Annotated in this window: 19 protein-coding genes; 4 read left to right on the top strand and 15 right to left on the bottom strand. The window is 34.2% G+C overall.

Annotated elements, in window-relative coordinates; genetic code table 11:
- Positions 1 to 10: 10 nt before the first annotated feature.
- Genes ychF through V4D31_RS03640 form a run of 5 tightly spaced genes read right to left on the bottom strand, consistent with a single transcriptional unit; the run spans position 11 to position 3,229 of the window.
- Positions 11 to 1,060: a redox-regulated ATPase YchF gene (gene ychF, locus V4D31_RS03660; RefSeq protein ID WP_353686889.1), complete on the bottom strand. Its 1,050-nt coding sequence runs from the start codon at positions 1,058 to 1,060 to the stop codon at positions 11 to 13.
- Positions 1,057 to 1,320, bottom strand: coding sequence for a hypothetical protein (locus tag V4D31_RS03655; RefSeq protein ID WP_353686888.1), 264 nt, complete (start codon positions 1,318 to 1,320; stop codon positions 1,057 to 1,059). Before V4D31_RS03655 ends, ychF begins: the two co-directional genes overlap by 4 nt.
- Positions 1,304 to 2,095 (bottom strand): twin-arginine translocase subunit TatC, encoded by a 792-nt coding sequence (gene tatC / locus V4D31_RS03650; RefSeq protein ID WP_353686887.1) that lies wholly within the window; start codon positions 2,093 to 2,095, stop codon positions 1,304 to 1,306. Before tatC ends, V4D31_RS03655 begins: the two co-directional genes overlap by 17 nt.
- Positions 2,096 to 2,101: 6 nt before the next feature.
- Entirely contained in the window at positions 2,102 to 2,422 is a 321-nt protein-coding gene (gene tatB, locus V4D31_RS03645) for a Sec-independent protein translocase protein TatB (RefSeq protein ID WP_353686886.1), read from the bottom strand.
- A gap of 15 nt (positions 2,423 to 2,437) precedes the next feature.
- A complete protein-coding gene (locus V4D31_RS03640; protein WP_353686885.1) occupies positions 2,438 to 3,229 on the bottom strand; it encodes a hypothetical protein in 792 nt (263 codons plus the stop codon).
- 66 nt (positions 3,230 to 3,295) lie between these two features.
- On the opposite strand from V4D31_RS03640, the gene V4D31_RS03635 reads away from it, so the two are divergent.
- Positions 3,296 to 4,186, top strand: a complete 891-nt coding sequence (locus V4D31_RS03635) for a selenium metabolism-associated LysR family transcriptional regulator (RefSeq protein WP_353686884.1) — start codon at positions 3,296 to 3,298, stop codon at positions 4,184 to 4,186.
- Here V4D31_RS03635 and V4D31_RS03630 read toward each other — a convergent pair.
- Positions 4,176 to 4,889 (bottom strand): thioredoxin fold domain-containing protein, encoded by a 714-nt coding sequence (locus tag V4D31_RS03630; RefSeq protein WP_353686883.1) that lies wholly within the window; start codon positions 4,887 to 4,889, stop codon positions 4,176 to 4,178. The two genes, V4D31_RS03635 and V4D31_RS03630, sit on opposite strands and share 11 nt — an antisense overlap.
- A gap of 102 nt (positions 4,890 to 4,991) precedes the next feature.
- On the opposite strand from V4D31_RS03630, the gene tilS reads away from it, so the two are divergent.
- Together tilS and V4D31_RS03620 are read left to right on the top strand one after the other, a co-directional pair.
- Positions 4,992 to 6,374: a tRNA lysidine(34) synthetase TilS gene (gene tilS / locus V4D31_RS03625; protein ID WP_353686882.1), complete on the top strand. Its 1,383-nt coding sequence runs from the start codon at positions 4,992 to 4,994 to the stop codon at positions 6,372 to 6,374.
- Positions 6,341 to 7,510, top strand: a complete 1,170-nt coding sequence (locus tag V4D31_RS03620) for a PDZ domain-containing protein (RefSeq protein ID WP_353686881.1) — start codon at positions 6,341 to 6,343, stop codon at positions 7,508 to 7,510. Before tilS ends, V4D31_RS03620 begins: the two co-directional genes overlap by 34 nt.
- Here the strand turns inward: V4D31_RS03620 and hemW are convergent.
- Positions 7,446 to 8,585, bottom strand: a complete 1,140-nt coding sequence (gene hemW / locus V4D31_RS03615; protein ID WP_353686880.1) for a radical SAM family heme chaperone HemW — start codon at positions 8,583 to 8,585, stop codon at positions 7,446 to 7,448. The two genes, V4D31_RS03620 and hemW, sit on opposite strands and share 65 nt — an antisense overlap.
- A gap of 17 nt (positions 8,586 to 8,602) precedes the next feature.
- On the opposite strand from hemW, the gene V4D31_RS03610 reads away from it, so the two are divergent.
- Complete coding sequence (locus tag V4D31_RS03610; RefSeq protein ID WP_353686879.1) at positions 8,603 to 9,577, top strand: radical SAM protein; 975 nt, start codon at positions 8,603 to 8,605, stop codon at positions 9,575 to 9,577.
- Between the two features lie 38 nt (positions 9,578 to 9,615).
- Here the strand turns inward: V4D31_RS03610 and V4D31_RS03605 are convergent, their stop codons facing one another.
- The 8 genes from V4D31_RS03605 to V4D31_RS03570 all read right to left on the bottom strand — a co-directional run bounded on the left by V4D31_RS03605 (position 9,616) and on the right by V4D31_RS03570 (position 21,433).
- Positions 9,616 to 10,359: a 4Fe-4S dicluster domain-containing protein gene (locus V4D31_RS03605; protein ID WP_353686878.1), complete on the bottom strand. Its 744-nt coding sequence runs from the start codon at positions 10,357 to 10,359 to the stop codon at positions 9,616 to 9,618.
- Between the two features lie 10 nt (positions 10,360 to 10,369).
- Entirely contained in the window at positions 10,370 to 13,432 is a 3,063-nt protein-coding gene (fdnG, locus tag V4D31_RS03600; protein ID WP_353686877.1) for a formate dehydrogenase-N subunit alpha, read from the bottom strand.
- Positions 13,433 to 13,679: 247 nt separating this feature from the next.
- Positions 13,680 to 15,098, bottom strand: a complete 1,419-nt coding sequence (locus tag V4D31_RS03595) for a sigma-54 dependent transcriptional regulator (RefSeq protein ID WP_353686876.1) — start codon at positions 15,096 to 15,098, stop codon at positions 13,680 to 13,682.
- Positions 15,076 to 16,239 (bottom strand): PAS domain-containing sensor histidine kinase, encoded by a 1,164-nt coding sequence (locus tag V4D31_RS03590; RefSeq protein ID WP_353686875.1) that lies wholly within the window; start codon positions 16,237 to 16,239, stop codon positions 15,076 to 15,078. Before V4D31_RS03590 ends, V4D31_RS03595 begins: the two co-directional genes overlap by 23 nt.
- Complete coding sequence (gene purM, locus V4D31_RS03585; protein ID WP_353686874.1) at positions 16,236 to 17,264, bottom strand: phosphoribosylformylglycinamidine cyclo-ligase; 1,029 nt, start codon at positions 17,262 to 17,264, stop codon at positions 16,236 to 16,238. The genes V4D31_RS03590 and purM overlap by 4 nt, the downstream gene beginning before the upstream one ends.
- Complete coding sequence (gene nadC / locus V4D31_RS03580; protein WP_353686873.1) at positions 17,261 to 18,118, bottom strand: carboxylating nicotinate-nucleotide diphosphorylase; 858 nt, start codon at positions 18,116 to 18,118, stop codon at positions 17,261 to 17,263. Before nadC ends, purM begins: the two co-directional genes overlap by 4 nt.
- Positions 18,119 to 18,598, bottom strand: coding sequence for a hypothetical protein (locus tag V4D31_RS03575; RefSeq protein WP_353686872.1), 480 nt, complete (start codon positions 18,596 to 18,598; stop codon positions 18,119 to 18,121).
- Positions 18,599 to 18,607: 9 nt separating this feature from the next.
- Positions 18,608 to 21,433, bottom strand: a complete 2,826-nt coding sequence (locus V4D31_RS03570) for a valine--tRNA ligase (protein ID WP_353686871.1) — start codon at positions 21,431 to 21,433, stop codon at positions 18,608 to 18,610.

Raw genomic sequence — 21,433 nt, 5'->3', positions numbered from 1 at the left:
CACCCCCAAATTATACTTTAAATCTAAAAGTTATTATGTCTCCATCTTTTACTTCATATTCCTTTCCTTCAAGTCTTAAGAGTCCTTTTTGTCTGGCTAAATTTAAATCTCCGTTAACACAGACAAAATCATTGTAAGATATTACCTCTGCCCGAATAAATCCTCTTTGAATATCAGAATGAATTTTCCCTGCTGCATCAACAGCCTTAGTTCCTTTTTTAATACTCCAGGCTCTTACTTCCTGCGGACCTGCTGTAAAAAAAGATATGTAATCAAGAATTTCATAGGCTTTTCTCACTATTTTTTTACTTACAGGCTCATCTATTCCCATAGCATCAAGAAAATTTGAGATTTCATCCTGAGGTAGTTGAATGATTTCACTTTCCAGAGAACCACATATTGTTAAAAAATCTGCATCTTTAAATCTTCTTTCATTAAAAGACTTCTCATCTGCGTTTATAACAGCGAAAGCAGGCTTTAAAGTTAAAAAATTTAAATGTCTTATCTGTTTAAGCTCTTCATCTGTAATTTTTATTGTTCTTAAAGACTGTCCATTCTCCAGGTGATTTTTTAAAATCTCCAGAATCTCCATTTCAGCCTCGTTTATCTTCTGTCCTTTCTTTTTATTTTCGACCATTCTTTCAATTCTTTTAATTACAAGATCTAAATCAAGCATAATCAATTCATATTCAAGTTCGGTTAAATCCCTTAAAGGATCAATTTTATCAAATTGATAGGGTACTGAAAGATTGTCAAACCCACGCAAAATATATATTAATGCATCAGCATCCATTAGCTGTTTTATAACTTTTGAATTATGCGTTGGATTGTCCTTTATTAATCCTGCTACATCAATGCATTCGACCTGAGCAAAGGTTGTCTTCTTAGGATTTACAATTTCGCTTACTTTCCTTAATCTCGGATCATCAACATGGAGAACTCCTCTGTGAAAAATATCAGCAGGTGTTGGATATGAAGAAGTTTCAATCTTTTGTGTGGTAAGTGCATTAAAAATCGTGGTCTTACCTGAATTAAAAAAACCTGTTAAAGCAATCTTCATATTCTTCCTTCCATAAAGTTTTTGATAACTACCATGGCTTGATAAAGTCTCTGAAGCTTCATATTTCTTTTTCTTATTTGCAGAGGCTCATTAAAAGGGAAAGGCTCTGCTCTTATCTGCCGCTCTTTTTTAATTATCACATCATGAAGCTCCTTTAAATCTTTTTCTGAAAATTTTTTCAAAAACAGAGGATTTACTGTGATAAATCCTTCTGCAATATCAGAAGCAATAGCTGAAAGTGATTTACTTCTGCCCTCCATTGTTTTTACCTTTTTTATTCAGTAGTATTGAAACCCAAATTCCAAGTTCATAAAGTATAATCATGGGAACTGCCATAAGTGTCTGATTGAAAGCATCAGGAGTTGGTGTTATTATCGCCGCAACCACAAAAGCAAGAACTATTGCAAGACGTCGGTATTTTTTCAGTGTTTGAGGAGTTATCAATCCCATTCTTGTTGTAATTACAATCAAAATTGGTAATTCAAAAACCAATCCAAAGGCAAGAAGAAACTTCAACAAAAAATCTACATAAAGTCCCACAGAAAGCATGGGCATTAAAAAATCTCCAACTTTGTAATTAAGTAAAAATCCCATTGCAAAGGGAAGAACAATCAGATAACAGAAAGCAACACCAGTTAAAAAAAGACCTGTTGCACTTAAAACAAAGGGCATGACATATTTTTTTTCATGGGAATAAAGCCCTGGAGAGACAAATCTCCAGAGTTGATAGAAAATTATTGGAATCGTGAGAACAAATCCTGATACAAGAGCAATCTTCATATTCATCCAAAAAGCTTCAGCAGGACCTAAAAATACAAGCTTTGTATTATGAAGCTTTTGATCAGGAACAAAAACCAATCCTTCTTTTAATGAAATTTGGGGAGTAAACTGAAGAGGGAAAAGCAAAAGCTTAAAAATATACTCAGAATAGCTAAATGTAAATATAAAAGCTATAACCAAAGCTACAAGGCATATAATAATTCTCTTTCTGAGCTCTGAAAGATGTTCTATTAAAGACATCTTTTGCTCTTCCATTCATTATTACTCCTTTTTTTCAATCTCTTTTCTGGCAATGTTTTCAATGTGTTTGTCTATTCTTAAATCAGAAATAGAAGGCAAATCTTTAAAAACTTCTTCTTTTAACTGAAGTGGGTCTTTTATGTCCTTTTTGGCTTCTTCAACAGTCTCTTTAACTTCCTGAAGCTCTTTTTCCATCTCGGATTTTGCACCCTGAAAAGCCTTTCTTATTTCATTAATTGTTTTACCAAGAGTATATCCAAGCTCAGGGAGTCTTTTTGGACCAAATACAAGCAAAGCAACGATAAATATTACAATGAGTTCCTGAAATCCTAAATCAAACATAAAATTATTATAACACTATTCAACATATTCTACAATTCTTTTTATTTTATTTTTTTCTCCAGGTAGCACAACACTTATGCCAAACATAAATCTAATATCAGGAGTTCTGTTTTTTATATCAAAACCTGTGCTCACAGTTGTGTAGGAAAAATCTGTTACTTTTACTCTGTAGCCAAGCCTCCATTCTACAAGGTCTATTTTATTTTTATCAATGGCTTTTCTTCCTATAATTTCAAAAAGAATGCTTGAGTTATAACTTACCTTAAGCTCTGAACCAAAATTCATGTTCCATGTCTCTTTTAATCCCTGTTTTTCTGGACGAAAATAAATTATATTTCCATGAGCCTTCACAGGTCCTACCTTCTTTGTAACAATAAAGCCTCCACCAATTCCACCTTCTGTTGAAAACTCCTCATTTCCAAAATCACCTGAAACATAAAGCATATATGCAAAAGCTGGCAAATATGTTGTCTCATCAATTATTCTATGTTTAAAACCAAGATTAATATCCTCTGGACCATTGCCATTCAAAGAATTATGGTATGAAAGGTTATAGGGAAGATTAGCAATAATTTCAACATTATTGGTTAATCCATAGGATATGTTTAAATTTATTCTTTTTATATCAGGATCATTTGTAAGTTCAAAACCTAAATCAATGGCTACCTGATTCTGTTTTGGGGAGTCTGCAGAAAAAGTAGAGATTACTGAAAAGGGAGCAGTGGGTGAAAATCCTTTTCTGTCAAAGGCATAGGCACAGGGAGTTAACAGCAAAATAAAAATTGACAAAATGACCAATCGTTTCATTTAAAGAAAGAATATCAAAAAAAGCAAAATCTGTCAAATTAATTATTAATTCTGTTAAAATTTTTTATGGATATTCATCAACTAAGAATTTTTATTTCCGTATTCAAAAATAAAAGTTTTTCAAAAGCTGCCAGAGAACTTTTCCTCACACAGCCAACAATAAGTGAACATATAAAAACCCTTGAGGAAGAATTAAATTGCGTGTTGTTCGACAGATTCGGCAAACTCATTATCCCAACAAAAGAAGCAGAAATACTTTATGAACATGCATGTGCAGTGGTGGAAAAGTTAGAAAATTTAAAAGAGGTTTTGCAAAAAATAAAATCCGCACCCTCAGGCAATCTCCATATTGCAGCAAGCAGTATTCCTGGAACTTATATTTTAACCAGGTTAATATCATCTTTTAGAAAAATTTATCCTGAAATTTCAATTCAAATTGATATTTCAGATTCAAAAACTGTTATAGAAAGCTTACTTTCAGGAAAGGTTACATTAGGAATTGTAGGAACAAAACTCCATAAATCAAAAATTGATTATCTTCCCTTCATGAATGACGAACTTGTAATTGTCAGTCCTCAGTTTATTGAAGAATCCTTTATTGAGCCCCATGAGATTCTGAAATATCCATTTATAATGAGAGAAGAAGGCTCTGGAACAAGAAAAGAAATGGAAAGATGGCTTAATGAAATGGGAATTGATATTGAAAAGCTCAATGTAGCATGTACTCTGAGTAGTACAGATGCTGTAAAAGAGGCAATTAAAAATGGCATAGGCATCTCAATCCTTTCAATCCATTCAATTAAGGATGAAACAGAATATGGAACACTTAAAATTGTAAGAATAAAGAATTATACAATGAGTAGAACATTTTACATAGCTACCCATGCAAAAAGAACTCTATCTTACATATACAGGCTTTTTTACGAATTTTTGCAGGAAAAAGCCTTCAGTTTATAATACTGTCAAGTCCTTCAGGTGAAAAACCTATTATGCGTTTTCCATTAAAGGAAATAAAAGAAGGCGTACCATTTATATTAATTTTATTCATAAGAGCAATTGACTCTTCTATCTTTTTAACTCCCTGAGAGCATTGCTGTCCTGTCCATTTTGAATTAAGATAATCATTGAACTGCATTCCTGAACAGACTGCTCGGACAGCCTTGTCTTTTGCCTGAGGATGAAGTCTTTCAAGAGGGAAAAATATAACTTTCACTTCCACTTTTCTTGAATCTGCCCATTGCTTAATTGAGTTTTTTGCTCTTTCACAAAAGGGGCAATCTGGATCAGTAATCATGTAAACATATTTATTCGCACCTTCTGGTTTGTAGGAAAAAGCGACAATTTTTTCAATTTCTGACTGAAAATTTTTAAAACTCTTTTCCTGAATTCTTTCTAAGGTTGCTTTACTTAAAAATACACCATCTTTGTAAATATCTCCAAATATAAAAGTTTTACCATCAGGATATGCATAAAAAATATTTAATCCACCACCTCTTTGAATTACAATCTGGCAGAGATTTGTTCCTTTAATCTCATTTTTTTCAATAATTCTGTCAAAATCAATCTTTAATGCGTCCTTTAAATTTTTTTCTTTAATGTTTGAACAAGGATTAGTGGATAGATTACAAGATGAAAGTGTAAAAATTAAAAACAAAAACATTAAAAAAAATCCTGCTTTTCTCATCTCATTTCCTTTGTTATTTTAATTAGTTTAAAAACAAATGTTTCAAAAAAATCAAGACAGATTTGTTAAAATTGATAGATGGACATCATCAAAAAAGTCAAACAGACAATTGAAAAATATAACATGCTTTCAATAGGAGATCATGTTCTTGTTGGTCTTTCAGGAGGTCCTGATTCTGTTTGCCTTCTTTATATTTTAAACATGCTTAAACCTGAATACAGACTAAAAATCTCAGCAGCCTACATAGATCATGGATTAAGGCCTGAGGATGTTCCAGAAGAAATTGAATTTTGTAAGCATTTGTGCGAATCCCTCAATATCCCTTTTTATACTCAATCAATAGATGTCAAAAACTTTGCAAAAAATGAAAAAATGAATATCCAGGAAGCAGCAAGAATCTTGAGATATGCAGCATTAGAACAAATAAGCCTCAACATTAAGGCACACAAAATTGCAGTAGCACACAATGCTGATGATCAGGCTGAAACTGTTATAATGAGACTTCTCAGAGGAGCAGGGCCTGCTGGACTGAGCGGAATTCCACCTGTAAGAAAAAAAATAATAAGGCCTCTTATAGAAATTGAAAGAAGTGAGATTGAAAAATTTCTCTCTGAAAGAAACATTTCCTATATTACTGATGCTTCAAATGAAAGCTTAAAATACTTAAGAAATAAAATAAGAAAAACTTTAATGCCTGTCATAAAATCAATCTCTCCGCAGGCGACAAAAATCATTTCAAGAACAGCTGATATTTTAAGAGAAGAAAACGATTACATAAATATAGCAGTAACAAAGGCTTTAATGCGGCTTATGAGCAGAAAAACAGATAAAACAGTTGAACTTTTCTGTAATCCCATGGAAGTGCTTAATATAGTTATATTAAGAAGAGCTTTAAGAGTTGCCATTGATAGCGTGAGAGATTTAAAAGGATTGAGTTTTGATCACATAGAAGAAATAATAAAACTTATAAAAACTGGCAAACCAGGAGACAGAATTTATCTTCCAAAAGGAATTAGAGCTATAAAGGGATATTCAACTTTAACAATCACTGCAGAGGCTCCAAAAAAACTGTCTACCTATGAAATAGCTGAACCCGAGGATGTGTATCTTAAAGAAACCAATGTTGTTGTTAGTTTAAAAGAAATAAAAAAAGAGGAAGTTAAAGATTTTGGCGATGGAAAACATACAATTTATGCTGATATGGACAAAGTTAAATTTCCATTAATTGTCCGAGCAAGAAAAGCAGGAGATTACTTCTATCCTTTTGGTTTTGGTAAAAGGAAAAAACTTCAGGATTTCTTTGTTGATGAAAAGATTCCAAGAGATGAAAGAGATGCTGTTCCAATAATTGAAAGCAATGGAGCAATTGTTTGCATTGCAGGCTACAGACTTGACGACAGATTTAAAATTGATGATAATACAAAAAGATGCTTACAGATAAAAATCTTACCAAAGTTGTAACTAAAATTTTCATCATTATAGTTGCTGTTATTTCATTTTCAACTGATTGTGTTCATTGTGAAGAAAATTTCTCAACATCAATAAAAAATAAATTTGATACAATCTATCAAAAATTTTCAAATTCTCTTATTCCTCTTCAGGAAGCAGTGGCTGTTGCAATAGATAAGAACTATGCCATACTTCCTGCTACAATTGTTGAAAAAGTAAAAAATCCTGTAGTGGCTGTAGATTCAAAATTAAATATAGCAGTAATAAAACTCGATAGAGATTTCAATCCAGTAAATTTTGCTCTGCCTTCAACAAAAGATGAAATATTTTTTCTCGTAACGGTTTTTGAAGAACCGTCTTTACTAATTGTAAAAGGAATCGTAAAAGACAATAAAATCCAGATTCAGGGCAAACAAATTCCAGGCTCTCTTGTTGTTTCTCTTGATTTAGTGCCTCTTGGAGTTGTAACTGAAAGTGGCAATGTTTCAGAAGTTTTGTTAATTAAACCAGTTTATTCAGAGATCAACAAATTAATAAAAAGAACACCTGGCTGGTTAGGGCTTCAAGGACAGACAGTTACTGCTGAGCTTGGGAAAATACTGCTTACTTCTCAGGGAGTTGTAATTACAAATATTTATGAAGGCGGTCCCTCTGACAGAGCAGGATTAAAAAGAGGAGATGTAATTGTTGAAGCAGATAATTTCAAAATCAAAGAATTAAAGGATTTGCAAAATATTATGTCAACAAAATTTGCCGGAGATATTATAAATTTAAAAATTTTAAGAGATGGAATTCAAAAATTTTTTTCCATAATTCTTGAAGAACCTCCAGAGGCATTGCTTCAAACAAAATCATCTTATACATCCCGGATAAAAGGTGTTGAAATTACAGAAATTCCTGAAAAAATAAAGGCAAATTTAAAAAAATCTATAAAGGGTGTATATGTTAAAAAATTGAGTGAAGACAGCCCTGCCTTAGGAATACTGAAAGAGGAAGATATAATTATGGAAATAAATAAAAAACCTGTAAATAATATTGAAGATTTCAATGAGATTATTTCAAAGTTAGCTGGATCTGACCTTCTTATTCTTGTTTACAGACAGGACAGTTTTCAATATGTAATAATACCTGCGCAAAAATCTCATTAGAAAGAAGCATTCCATTGAGTGTAAGTTTCACTCTGTTGCCTGAAATGGTAAGCAGTTTTTCCTTTTCAAAATCCTTAAAAAACTCAAGCAAACATTTTTTTTTGATAGTAATGCCTTTTGTCATTCTCAGCCCGAGAAAAATCTTTTCTTTTAATTCTTCCACCTTATCAACAGAATAATCAAATACCCATCCTGCTTTACCATCAATAAAAAAACTGGCATAAATAAATAAATCCGGAGGATTGTGAAACCTTTTTTTATCAAAAAATGAATGAGCTGAAGGACCAAGCCCAAGATATGGTTTTCTTAACCAGTATGAAATATTGTGTTTGCATTCAAATCCTCTTCGGGCAAAGTTTGATATTTCATATTTTTTAAAGCCATTTTCTTTGAGAAAATCTGAAGCAAATTCATACATAAACGCAACATCATCCTGTAAAGGAAGTGAAATTTTTCCAGCATTAAGCTCTTTTCCAAGTAAAGTATTTTCTTCCAATGACAATTCATACACTGAAACGTGCTTAACAGGAAGACTCACTGCTTGCTTAAGAGTTTCCTGCCAACTTTTTAGTGTCTGTCCAGGAATACCATAGATTAAATCAATTGAAATGTTTTCAAAGCCTTCCTTGTAAACAACTTCCACTGTTCGAGCTGCTTCATCTGAATTATGAATCCTTCCTAAAAATAAAAGCTCTTTATCATTAAATGACTGAACTCCTATGCTTAATCTATTAACTCCACAGGCTTTCATTAAACCAATTTTTTCCTTATCAATTGTTTTAGGATTTATCTCCACTGAAAACTCCACATCTCGGGCTGTTTTAAAATTTTTTGTCAAATCTGAAAGAAGACTGTTTAAGCTATAAATGCTCAAACAGGAAGGTGTTCCTCCGCCTATGTATATTGTTTTAAGAAAATGGGGAATCTGTTTTGTTATTTCCATTTCTTTCAAAATTGCCTTAATATAGAGCTTTTCTAAATCTTCATTATGGCGCAATGAATAGAAACTGCAGTATTTACAGTTTTTAATGCAAAAAGGAACATGCACATAAAGAGATGAAAAAAATGCAGCCATAGTTTATAATAACTTAGATGAAACTCATTGACAAAATCCTAATGCCTCATCTTGACTGGATTCAAATTGAAGTTTCAGGACTTTGTAATGCTTCATGTTTTTACTGTCCCCATACAACACACAGAAAATCATGGAAAGGCAGAAATTTAACTATAGATGAATTTTTAAAAATTGTGCCTTATCTTAAAAAAGTCAAACTTCTTTATCTTCAAGGATGGGGTGAACCTTTTTGTAATCCCAATTTCTTTAAATTTGTAGAGATTGCAAAAAAATCAGGATGCATGATTGGAACAACAACAAACGGAATGTTAATTGAAAACTCCCACATAGACAAAATAATTGAGCTTGAGATGGATATAATAGCCTTTTCTCTCACAGGGATAGAAAAAAACGACATATTACGTACAGGAACAAAAATTGACAAAGTCTTTAAAGTAATTGAACAATTAAATGAAAGAAAAAGAAAAAATAGAATCTCAAAGCCAAAAATTCACATTGCCTACATGCTTCTAAGGTCAAATCTTGATGAATTGGAACAAATTCCTGAGATTTTCAGTAAAATAGGAATTGATCATGTTGTAGTTAGCCTTCTTGATTTCATTCCTGATTCTTCTCTTAAAAATGAATCCCTTATTCCTGAAACAGAGGAAGAATTCAATACTTTAAAAAACAAAGCAGTCAATGTTATAAAAGAAGGTAAAAAACTTAATTTATCAATATCTTTTAATATTCCACATCCATTTAAAAAGGGAGAAAGCTGTTCTGAAAACCCATTGAAAGCAATTTTTATAAACTCTCTTGGATATGTTTCTGCCTGTGTTTTCACAGGAATTCCTGCAGAAGGATTTAATAATCTTTATTTTGGTAATATAACTGAAAAAACTCTACCATCTATTTTGAAAAACTCAAAGGATTTCAGGAAAAAATTTATTTCGAATAATTCCACTTTGCCATGCAATAATTGTCCAAAACACAGGATATTAGAATTATAAATTGAGGGGAGGACTTAATAACCTCCCCTCAGTCAAAATTATTTCTTCACTTCTTCTTTAGTTTTCTGAGTGAGATATCTTATGAAGGATGAAGTTGTTGAACCACTTCTTCCAACAAGTGTTCTTAACACAGAGCCCCAGAATGCGACAGACTCGGATATACGAGGATTTTCAGCAAGCCTGTAAACCTTTGGTGAATCCTTAAGTGCATACACAACTCCTAATCCTCCAAGATCTGTCTCTCCATAGAGTTTGAATCCCTTTGACTTTGCTTCTTTAATCAATGCATCTCTGTCTCCAAATTTTATTGCTCCTGTTGGGCAGGTTCTTGCACATGCAGGTGTAAGTCCAGCACGAACTCTATCAATACACATGTGACACTTTGCAATTTTGCCTTTTCCACCTTGATCATATCTTGGAATATCAAAAGGACAGGCTGAACGACAGGCATGACAGGCTATGCATTTGTTTTTGTCATAGTAAACAATGCCTGTTTCTTTGTCTTTCTGAAGTGCACCCACCGGACATATCTGAACACAGGCAGGCTCACCACAATGCATACACCGCTGGCTTACAAAGAGCCAGCGAACTGTCTTTGAATCAGTATTCTCAATAAAACGAATTCTATTGAAATTATTTTCATCAAGATCAGGTGGGTTTTCATGGGTTCCTCTATTTTTTGTCTTTGTTGCAGGAAGTTGATTCCAGTCCTTACATGCAATCTGACAGGCTCTACATCCTATGCATATATCAGGTGTTATTAATAATGCTTTGCGTGCCATGTTCAACCTCCTATGCCTTTTCTATGTTTACCATGAATGCCTTTGTCTCAGGTATCATGGTATTTGCATCACCTACTGTTGGAGTAAGAAGATTTGCACTATCACCACCAGAACCATCTTTTGGAAATCTCCATCCATAATGCCATGGAATTCCTACAATATGAATAGTCTGACCCATCACCTTAAATGGTTGAAGTCTTGGAGTAACAATCGCGATTGCCCAGATTTTTCCTCTTGGAGATGAAACTATTACTTTGTCTCCACTTTTTATTCCTTTTTCTTTAGCAAGCACAGGATCTATTTCTGCAAATATCTGGGGTTCAAGTTCCATTAACCAGTCTTGATGTCTTGTCATTGCTCCAGTCTGCCAATGCTCTGTTACTCTATAGGTTGTTCCGACATAGGGATATCTTGAATCACAATAAACAAAAACATCAGCTTTTGTTCCAAATATTTTTATCGTAGGATTGATTCTTGTCTTTTTATAAAGAGGATTCTCCATAAATGGACACTCTAAAGGCTCATAATGTGTCGGGAATGGTCCATCTGCAAGTCCTGCCCCAAATATTGTTCCAACTCCTGATGGCTTCATTATGAATGGAAGTTTTCCTCCTTCCATTGCAAGTGGTGGTGCCGGTCCATCAGGAACATCGCCTATCCATTTCTTGTTAACAGGATCCCATTTTATAACTGCTCTCTTTGGATCCCATGGATTACCCTGTGGATCAACACTTGCACGATTGTAAAGTATTCTTCTGTTTACAGGCCAGCACCATGCCCAATTTGGATAAAGCCCCAGTCCTGTTGGATCTTCTTTCCCTCTTCTTGCCATCATGTTGCCAGCATCTGTGTAACTACCCGAGTATATCCAGTTACCACAAGCAGTCCTACCATCAGCAAGCAAATATACAAATGACGGAACTTGCTGACCTTTTTTATATGATTTTTTGTCTATTGGATGCTCTGGCACATCTTCTGTAAAGTATCCATTTATTGCCTTTGCAACTTTATGAATATCAATATGTTTTACTTTGCCGCTTTTGTCTTTTTCTCCATAATCCCATGTAAGATAAATTATTGGATCAGGGAAGGCTCCTTTTTCTTTTTCGTAAAGTTTCTTTACTCTCCAGTAAAGTTCATTTATTATCTCCTCATCTGGTTTGCATTTACCAATTGGTTTTACTGCTTGATACAGCCACTGAGCAAGTCTACTTGAATTGGTTCTGCTTCCTTCTTTTTCAAGGGATGATGCTGCAGGTAGTAAAAATACTTCTGTTTTAATTTTCTTTGGATCCATTCCAGGACCGCGCCAGAATGATGAAGTCTCAGTATCCCATAGATTTACACATACAAGCCATTCAAGCTTTCCAAGAGCCTCTCTTACTTTTCCTGCATTTGCAGATCCGCATGCAGGATTCTGCCCCCATGCAAAGAATCCTTTAATGTTTCCCTTATACATTTCGTCAAATAGCACTAACCATGAGCAGTTTTGATTATCATCTCTCTTTGGCAGGTAGCTATAACAAAAATCATTGTCTTTAGTTGCTCTTTCTCCATAAAGCTCTTTAAGATAGCTGATAATATATTTTGGTCTGTTTGACCACCAATTAACACTCTTTGGCTCCTTTGTCTTTGGTGTGTATTTTTCAATGTATGTCTTTAAATCAACATCAGAGGCAACAGGTGTAGGATTATAACCAGGCAGTATATGGAAAAGAAGAGCATGGTCAGTAGAACCTTGAACATTGGGTTCACCTCTTTGTGCATTAATTCCTCCGCCAGCTACTCCTATATTTCCAAGAAGTAGCTGAACAATTGAAAAAGCTCTAATGTTTTGAGTGCCAATTGTATGTTGAGTCCATCCCATTGCATAAGAGGAAACACATGTTTTATCAGGCTTTCCTGTTGAACCAATAATTTTATAAGCTTCTTCAATTTTATCCTTTGGTGCTCCCGTAATATTTGATACTGTATCTATAGTGTATCTTGAGTATTGTTTTTTAAGTAGTTGAAATACACAATGAGGATCCTGAAGTGTTGGGTCTTTCTTTGGAATTCCATTTTCATCAAGCTGATATTTCCATGTTGATTTATCATAGGCTCTCTTTTTCTCATCATATCCTGAAAATACTCCATCAAGGTCTTCAGCAGTCTTAAAGTTAGGATCAACAAGGAATGATGCATCAGTGTAGTTTATTACATAATCCTTGAAGTAAAGATTGTTATCAATTATGTATTTTATTAATCCACCAATAAATACTATGTCTGTTCCTGGACGAATTGGAACATAAAGGTCTGCCTTTGAGGCTGTTCTCGTAAAACGAGGATCAACAACAATAAGCTTAGCTCCTCTTTGTTCCTTTGCCTTCATTATCCACTTCATTGACATTGGATGGCATTCAGCAGTGTTACCACCCATGTTAAGTATTACATCTGCATTTCTGAAATCAATCCAATGATTTGTCATTGCCCCTCTACCAAACGACTCTGCCAGAGCCGCTACAGTAGGGGAGTGTCATATACGCGCTTGATGTTCGATATAGACAAGCCCCCATGAACGCATTAATTTTTGAAGAAGATAGCATTCTTCATTTTCTAAGGCTGCTGAGCCAACATGAGCAATTGCATCAACTCTGTTTACTACCTGGCCCTTTGAATTTTTTGTAATGAAATACTTATCTCTTGTTTTTTTCACAAGCCGTGCTATTCTGTTTAACGCCTCTTCCCAACTGATTTTTTTCCACTCTGTTGCTCCAGGTGCACGATACATTGGCTCGGTTATTCTATTAGGATTATTCACAAGTTTATAAAGTGCTGCACCTTTTGGACAAAGAGAACCTTCATTTTGAGGATTATCAGGATCACCTGCTATGCTCTGAACCTTACCTTCTTTTACATAAGCAATTACTCCGCAGCCAAAACCACAGTAAGGACAAATGTGGGTTATCTCCTTTGCGCCCTTTGTTCTTAGCTCTGCTGCATAGGCTTTTGCAGGCTCAAGATTAAGCCCCAGTGAGCTAAGAAGCAGGGCACCTGTGGAGATTTTCAGAAAACTTCGTCTGGTAAGTTCCATATAACCTCCTCCTTAATTTTTTTAATAATAAAGAGAGAAGCCTTGAGTTTTCATACCTCAAGTACTTCTCCTGTCCACCGATTAAACTTATCAGGGGGCTGTATGGAAAAGTTAATCGGTTCATCTAATTACTTTATTAACAATCTATATGCCAAATAAAATTTCTAAATAATTCAGAGACTTTTAAATAAAAAGGGTGCAACTATAGTTGCTAAAAAGATGATTTATAAAAAATTTTTTCAGGGGGTTATTTTTTATGCAATTTATTCAATCTTTTATTCAATGCCTGCCTTGTTATACCAAGCATTGAAGCTGCAATTCCCTGATTTCCTTTGGCTCTTCTTAATGCTTCATTGATAAGTAGTTCTTCCATCTCCTTTAATGTGGGAAGTTTATCGGGAAATCTCATTTGTATATAAAATTTTACTATCTCATTTTTAAGCTCTTTATCAATGGAATTGCTTATGTCTATCATCTCTTTGAAGACTTCCAATGATAAAATAGAGGATTTACACCGAGCAACTGCATCATAGACTATCATTTTAAGCTCTCTTATATTGCCTGGAAAAGAGTAATTTGTTAAAAGAATTATTAATTCTTCTGGATATTTAGGTGGTTTCTTTCCCAGTTCCTTTGCAGATTCTTCAATAAAATGGTCAAGCAAAACAGGTATGTCATCCTTTCTCTCTCTTAAAGGAGGAAGATGAACATGATGTGCTTTGAGTCGGTAAAATAGATCCTTTCGGAAGGCTCCTTTGTTAACCATATCATGTATATCCTGATTTGTTGCAACTATAATTCTTGCATCAGTGCTTTTTGCAATATCGGAACCAAGAGGATAATAAACTCTTTCCTGAATAACTCTTAAAAGCTTGAGTTGAGAGGCTTCAGACAAATCTCCAATCTCATCAAGAAAAAGAGTTCCACCTCTTGCCCTTGAAATCATTCCTTCTCTGTTGGATATTGCTCCTGTGAATGCTCCTTTCCTATGACCGAACAAAGTATCAGAAAACATTGTATCATCAAGCCCTGCAACATTTACTGCCACAAACTCACCTTTCCTGCCACTTATTTTATGAATTGCCCTTGCTACAAGTTCCTTTCCTGTACCTGTTTCACCTGTTATTAAAACAGGTTGCTCTGTTTTGGATATTACTTCTATGTATTTAAAAATACCTCTCATTTTCTGATTTACAGTAATAATTTCTGAAAAAGCCTCTTCATATTCAAGTTTATCTTCTATTAATCGGTGTTTTAATCCTAAAATTTCCTCTTTCAGACGATTCATTTCCAGTGCTTTTTTTATTGATGAAATCAGCTTATTTTTTTCAACAGGCTTTACCAGATAATCTGAAGCACCTATTTTTATGCACTCAACAGCTGTTTCTATGTCTTTTATTGCTGTTAATATAATTACAGGAATTTCTGGATATTCCAGTGATAAGTATTTTAAAAGTTCAAAACCTGAGATATGGGGCATTGAAAGGTCAAGGAGTAAAATAGAGAATGATCTTTCTTTTAGAACAACAGGAAGTTCCCGTGGATCCTCAATCAAAACAACATCATTAATTCCCGACTGTTTCAGAATTAACGAATAGGTATATAAAGACTCCCTTTCATCATCTATTATTGCAACAGAATAATTAAAATTTTCCATCTCTGTCATAACAAGGCAGATAAATAATTATTTGCGTACCTTTGCTTTCTTCTGATTTGATGGTGATTTCTCCGCCAAGCTCTTCTATAATAGACTTTGAAAGATAAAGTCCAAGCCCAGAGCCACCTGATGCATATTTTGTTGAAAAAAATGGTTCAAAAATATAAGGCATTATATCCTTAGAAATTCCAATACCTTCATCTCTGATTTCAATATATATCTTGTCTCCTTTTATCCCTGTGGATAGGAAAATTCCTCTTCCTCTATCTGGCAATGCCTGTAAGGCATTCATTAACAGATTTATTATAACCTGCTCAAGCTTTTGCGTATTACCTCTTATTTTTGGCAATTCTTCGTGGAGATTAAGATTAAAATTTTCAGTATGCATAAAAATATGATGATTGAGTATTGTTACTACTCTCTTTATCACTTCATTTACATCAATAATTGAATATTCAGATTTTAAACCTTCTTTAATGTATTTTCTGAAGTCATCAATTGTATCTGAAATTCTTGTTATACCTTCCATAATTGACAGCATAAGTCTTGGAACAATTTTATCAACTTCCTTAGAAGAAATTCCTCCCAATAAAAATTCACCATTTTCGCTCTCATATTCTTTAATAAGCTTAAAAACATCATGCCAAGTATGCAATGTAATTCTGAGATTATTAACCATAAAATTACATATGTTGTTTATTTCGTGTGATATGCTTGAGGTAACCAAATCAATTGATTTTAGTTTATCCTTCAGTATCAATTGAGCATTTCTTCTTTTCTTTGCTTCCTTTTTCTTTATCTTTGCCGTTATGTCATTAAATTTAAAAAACACAACCCTCTGGTCCTCCCACATCACTGGATATAAACTGAAAAGCAAAACTCCTTTACTGCCATCATGTTTTCTATAACTTATAACCCTTTGCTCTTCTATTCTATGGCAATCATGAATTAATTTTATAAAATTTCTATACTCCTGTTCTTCAAAAAATTCCGACAAATCTGAATGTTCACCTAAAAAATCTCTTGCAGACTGATTCAGGTAGATTATATCTATTCTTTCAGGATCAAAGAGAACTAACGGCTCTGAATAGGAATCTATAAATTTAAAAAAAACTTCTCTTAATTGGATTTCTCTATGAAATATCTTCATTCTATTTTGATTTTTCCTTTACCTTTGATTACTTCACCGATTAAATAAGCTCTGTATCCTTTTTTATTTAAAATATTCAATGCCTTTTTCACATCTTTACTGTCAATGATAAAAACATAGCCTATTCCCATATTGAAAACTTTAAACATCTCTGATTCTTTAACTTTTCCTGCTGTCTGAATAAGCTGAAATACTGGATGAATATGCCATTGATTTTTATATATCACAGCAGTTTTATTTTCAGGAAAAATTCTTGGCAGATTTCCAGGAATTCCACCACCTGTTATATGTGCCATGCCTTTAACTTTAACCCTTCCCTTAAGAGCAAAATAGGCTTTAACATAAATTTTTGTTGGCTTCAGTAATTCATCAGCAAGACTGCAACCCAGCTCTGCAACATATTGATCAATTTTCATTTTTGCTCTATCAAAAAGAACTTTTCTTACAAGAGAAAAGCCATTGCTGTGAAGTCCTGAAGAAGCAACACCTATTATTGAATCTCCCTCTTTTATTTCTGTTCCATCAATAATTTCACCTTTATTCACTACTCCAACAGCAAAACCTGAGAGATCATATTCATTTTTTTTATAAAATCCTGGCATCTCAGCTGTCTCTCCTCCTATGAGAGCACAACCTGCCTGTCTGCATCCTTCAACAATGCCTTTTATGACCTGAGTTGCTCTTTCAGCATTAAGCTTACCTACAGCAAAATAATCAAGAAAAAATAAAGGCTCTGCACCTAATGTTAAAATATCATTCACACACATGGCAACAAGGTCTATTCCAACTGTATCATGTCTGTTTGCTTCAAAGGCAATTTTAAGCTTTGTCCCAACTCCATCTGTGCCACTGACAAGCACTGGTTGTCTGTATTTTTTCATGTCCAGCCTAAATAATCCTGCAAAAAGCCCTATATCAGTAAGAACCTCTTTCCGGAAAGTTGTCTTCACCAGAGGAGAAATCATTTTTATAAATTTGTCTGCTTCATTAATATCAACACCAGCCTGTTTATATGTAATGCTCATAAAACCTCCTTAATTTTCATACTTATATCAACAGCTCTGGCAGAATGAGTTAAGGCTCCAGCAGAAATAAAATCCACACCTGTTAAAGCAATGTCTCTTACATTTTCAAGATTAACACCACCTGAGGCTTCAAGTAAGACTCTGCCTTTTGCAATTGCTACAGCCTTTTTCATTGTTTCAATATTCATATTGTCAAGCATCACAATGTCTGCTCCTGCATCAATTGCTTCCTCAAGCTCTTCAATACTTTTTACTTCAATTTCAATTTTTTGATAAATACATGATTTTTTAGCTTTAAACACTGCCTCTCTTACAGAGCCTGCGATTTTAATGTGATTGTCCTTTATTAAAACTGCATCGTAAAGAGCAAAACGATGATTGTGTGCTCCTGCAATTCTTACAGCATATTTCTCCATAAATCTTAATCCAGGAGTTGTTTTTCTTGTGTCAAGAATTTTTACCGGAATGTCTTTGATTTTTTTAACAAATTCTCCTGTTAAAGTGGCAATCCCTGAAAGTCTCTGTAAAAGATTTAAGGCTGTTCTTTCTCCTGCAAGAAGCAATCTTGCATTGCCTTTAAGTGTGGCAATTGCATTGCCTTTTTCAATAAAATCACCATCTCTGTAGTATTCCTCAAAGCATAAGTTGTCAGGCTGAAGACCGAAGGCTGAAGACAGTATACTGAAAAATCTTTTTACAAAAGGCATTCCTGCAAGAATCAAATTTTCTTTACATATTATCTGAGCAACAGCATTACACTGTTCAGGGACAATTACTTCTGAAGTTATATCACCTTTTCCAATATCCTCTAAGATGGCTATTCTGAAAACTTCATCAATCAGTGAAGTATACATTTATCTTTTTAAAAGAAGTCTTAAAAATCCATAAATTCCTCCTGCAACTGCTGTAATTGCAAGAGCGCTCTTCCAGTCAAAAAGCGTGGTAACATTTCCCTGAATGTTTTTACCTATTAAAATAACACTGGCTGAATTTTTAACCTCAACATTACTTCCTATAATTATGCCTGCTGCTGATCTTTTCACTTCAGCTTCATCTCTACCAATAGCCACAGGACAGAGAGAAAAGTTAACATCAGTTTTCTCTGCCATTGAAACTCCACTTATGCACTGATTCATACTCAATTCATTAGCTCTTACAAATCCTATTGCTCCTTGCGTAATTTCCGCTTTTTCTGAATCAATACTTAATGCACAAACTTGCTGCATTTCTGCATTGCCTGCTTCAACAGCCCTTGCTGTACTTTGTTTTATAGTGAGAAACTCTGCTTCAACTATATCCATACTCTGTCCTTCAATTTCTATTTTTTCTTCCATCTTTTCCTCCTAATCTGATAATTCTTCAAGAACCTTGAGATTCTCTTTTATTTTATCACTTTTAACCAAAAGCTCCTCATATTTTTCTCTATCTTTCTCAACTACTTCTTTAGGTGCATTTTTTATAAAATCTTCATTCATCAATTTTTTGTTAAGAAATTTTATGTCTGCTTCAGTCTTCTGAAGTTCCTTTAAAAGCCTCTTTTTTTCCTCGTCTATGTTTATCATTTCTTTTACAGGAATATAAATTTCAAACTCTTTTTTTACTGAAACTGCTGAGCCTTTTTGCCTGACAATGTCCTTGCTGATTTTTAATGTTTTTGCTCTGGCAAGTTTTAAAATAAATTGATATCCCTCATTTAAAACCTGCTCAGCCTCTGCAGATATTGGCTTGATAAATACTTCTAGATTTACTGATGGAGATATATTCAATTCTCCACGAATGCTTCTTACTCCAGAGATTGCCTCTATTATGTAGTCCATTTTTTTAATGGCTTCTTCATCTGTGGTTACTGACTCAATAGATGGATAAGAAGAAATCATGATTGATTGTTCTTTCTTTAATACATTAAGCCATATGTATTCTGTTACATAAGGCATAAAGGGGTGCAAAAGTTTTAAAACACTTTCAAAAACATAAAATAAACAATTAACAGTTTCTTCCTTGTTTTCAGATTCAGAGTACAATACAACCTTGCTTAGCTCTATGTACCAGTCACAGAATTCATGCCACAGGAATTGATAAACTGAGTTTGCTGCATCATTAAATCTATATGCATGTAAAGCTTGATTAGTTTTTTCTATGGTTTCTGAAAGTTTTGACAGAATCCATCTGTTTTTGAGACTTAGCTCTTGCAGTGTAACTTTTTCCTTTGTTCTTAGATGAGCAAAGCTCATTATAAACTTCATGGCATTCCATATTTTGTTTATAAAATGCCTGTATCCTTCTACTCTATCCTCTGAAAATTTTATATCTCTGCCCTGTGCTGCAAAGGCTGCAAGGGTGAATCTAAATGCATCTGCTCCATATTTTTCAATCATCACAAGAGGGTCTATTACATTACCCTTTGATTTGCTCATCTTTTGTCCCTTTGAATCCCTAACAAGGGCATGAATGTAAACATCTCTAAATGGAACATCCTTCATGAACTTAATTCCCATCATTATCATTCTTGCAACCCAGAAAAATATTATGTCAAAACCAGTAACAAGAACACTTGTAGGATAAAATCTTTTTAAATCTTCTGTTTCCTCAGGCCATCCAAGTGTAGAAAAAGGCCATAGTGCTGACGAAAACCATGTATCTAAGACATCAGGATCCTGTATCAATTCTTCACTGCCACATTTTGGACAAACCCGGGGTTCGGTTCTGCTTGCAAAATGAGAAATTTCCTTTGGAATTTTGATCATCTTTGCTGTCTGTTCAATGTCTTCTTTAGTAATGCCAAGTCTTCTTAATTCATTGTAGGTACCGCTCCATATTTGTCTTCCATTAAAGATAAAGGGTTTATAGAATAAAATTTCTATCAGATCGCCATGTTCAACGCCTTTTTCTGTTTTGCATTTTGCACAATACCATACAGGAATTCTATGCCCCCACCAAAGCTGCCTTGAAATGCACCAATCCTTTATATCACGCATCCAGGCATAGTAGTTGTTAACCCATCCTTCAGGAATAAATCTTATTTTATCCTCCTCTACAACCCTTACTGCTTCCTCAGCTAAAGGTTTTATTTTCACATACCACTGAACTGTTTGAAATGGTTCAATAACTGTTTTACATCTGTAGCAATGTCCAACAGCATGTTTGTGCTTTTCTATTTTTTCAAGAAGTCCAAGTTGTGCAAGGTCTTCAATTATTCGCTTTCTCGCCTCATATCTATCAAGTCCCTTATACTTACCAGCTTCCTCTGTCATTTTTCCTTCTTCATCAATTACACATAAGTAGGGAAGATTGTGTCTCTGAGCAATCTCAGCATCATTGAAATCATGGGATGGAGTAACTTTTACAGCACCTGTTCCAAACTCCATATCAACAGCACTGTCTGCAATTAAAGGAATCTCCCTGTTCATAAGAGGAAGAATGAGAATTTTACCAATCAAATTTTTATATCTTTTGTCTTCAGGATTAACAGCAACAGCTGTATCACCAAGCATGGTCTCTGGACGAGTTGTTGCAACTGTAATGAATTGCTCAGGATCATCTTTTAAAGGATACTTTATATAGTAAAGCTTTCCTTCAATTTCTTCATGTTCTACTTCAAGGTCAGAAAGAGCCGTATGACATCTTGGACACCAGTTTATGAGTCTTAAGTCTCTGTATATCAAGCCTTCTTCAAAAAGTCTTAAGAAAACTTCTTTAACAGCTCTTGAAAGTCCTTCATCCATTGTAAAGCGAAGACGGGACCAGTCACAGGATGCACCTATTCTTTTAAGTTGGTCTATAATTCTTCCACCGCAGGATTCCTTCCAATTCCATACTCTCTGAAGAAAAGCGGTTCTACCAAGTTGATACCTATCCAGTCCCTCCTTTAAAAGTTCTCTTTCCACAACATTTTGAGTGGCAATTCCAGCATGGTCTGTGCCTGGAACCCATAAAGCAGCATATCCGAGCATTCTTTTCCACCGGATTAATATATCCTGAAGCGTGGCGTTTAAAGCATGTCCCATATGAAGACTGCCTGTTACATTTGGAGGCGGAATTACAATGCAGTAAGGCGTTTTCTTGGGATCAGGATCGGGTTTAAAAAAACCATTTTCTTCCCAAAATTCATAAAGCTTTGTTTCAACTTCTTGAGGCTGATAGGTTTCACTAATGAGTTCTTTGTTAAGCAT

Source organism: Thermodesulfovibrio sp. 3462-1 (genome assembly GCF_040451425.1).
In the GTDB taxonomy this organism is placed as follows: domain Bacteria; phylum Nitrospirota; class Thermodesulfovibrionia; order Thermodesulfovibrionales; family Thermodesulfovibrionaceae; genus Thermodesulfovibrio; species Thermodesulfovibrio obliviosus.
This window is presented reverse-complemented; position numbering and strand designations above follow the sequence as displayed.

Bases quoted from the DNA above. Each gene is read 5' to 3' on its own strand.
- ychF (WP_353686889.1), bottom strand. From the start codon at position 1,060: ATGAAGATTGCTTTAACAGGTTTTTTTAATTCAGGTAAGACCACGATT.
- V4D31_RS03655 (WP_353686888.1), bottom strand. From the start codon at position 1,320: ATGGAGGGCAGAAGTAAATCACTTTCAGCTATTGCTTCTGATATTGCA.
- tatC (WP_353686887.1), bottom strand. From the start codon at position 2,095: ATGGAAGAGCAAAAGATGTCTTTAATAGAACATCTTTCAGAGCTCAGA.
- tatB (WP_353686886.1), bottom strand. From the start codon at position 2,422: ATGTTTGATTTAGGATTTCAGGAACTCATTGTAATATTTATCGTTGCT.
- V4D31_RS03640 (WP_353686885.1), bottom strand. From the start codon at position 3,229: ATGAAACGATTGGTCATTTTGTCAATTTTTATTTTGCTGTTAACTCCC.
- V4D31_RS03635 (WP_353686884.1), top strand. From the start codon at position 3,296: ATGGATATTCATCAACTAAGAATTTTTATTTCCGTATTCAAAAATAAA.
- V4D31_RS03630 (WP_353686883.1), bottom strand. From the start codon at position 4,889: ATGTTTTTGTTTTTAATTTTTACACTTTCATCTTGTAATCTATCCACT.
- tilS (WP_353686882.1), top strand. From the start codon at position 4,992: ATGGACATCATCAAAAAAGTCAAACAGACAATTGAAAAATATAACATG.
- V4D31_RS03620 (WP_353686881.1), top strand. From the start codon at position 6,341: ATGCTTACAGATAAAAATCTTACCAAAGTTGTAACTAAAATTTTCATC.
- hemW (WP_353686880.1), bottom strand. From the start codon at position 8,585: ATGGCTGCATTTTTTTCATCTCTTTATGTGCATGTTCCTTTTTGCATT.
- V4D31_RS03610 (WP_353686879.1), top strand. From the start codon at position 8,603: ATGAAACTCATTGACAAAATCCTAATGCCTCATCTTGACTGGATTCAA.
- V4D31_RS03605 (WP_353686878.1), bottom strand. From the start codon at position 10,359: ATGGCACGCAAAGCATTATTAATAACACCTGATATATGCATAGGATGT.
- V4D31_RS03595 (WP_353686876.1), bottom strand. From the start codon at position 15,098: ATGACAGAGATGGAAAATTTTAATTATTCTGTTGCAATAATAGATGAT.
- V4D31_RS03590 (WP_353686875.1), bottom strand. From the start codon at position 16,239: ATGAAGATATTTCATAGAGAAATCCAATTAAGAGAAGTTTTTTTTAAA.
- purM (WP_353686874.1), bottom strand. From the start codon at position 17,264: ATGAGCATTACATATAAACAGGCTGGTGTTGATATTAATGAAGCAGAC.
- nadC (WP_353686873.1), bottom strand. From the start codon at position 18,118: ATGTATACTTCACTGATTGATGAAGTTTTCAGAATAGCCATCTTAGAG.
- V4D31_RS03575 (WP_353686872.1), bottom strand. From the start codon at position 18,598: ATGGAAGAAAAAATAGAAATTGAAGGACAGAGTATGGATATAGTTGAA.
- V4D31_RS03570 (WP_353686871.1), bottom strand. From the start codon at position 21,433: ATGCTTAACAAAGAACTCATTAGTGAAACCTATCAGCCTCAAGAAGTT.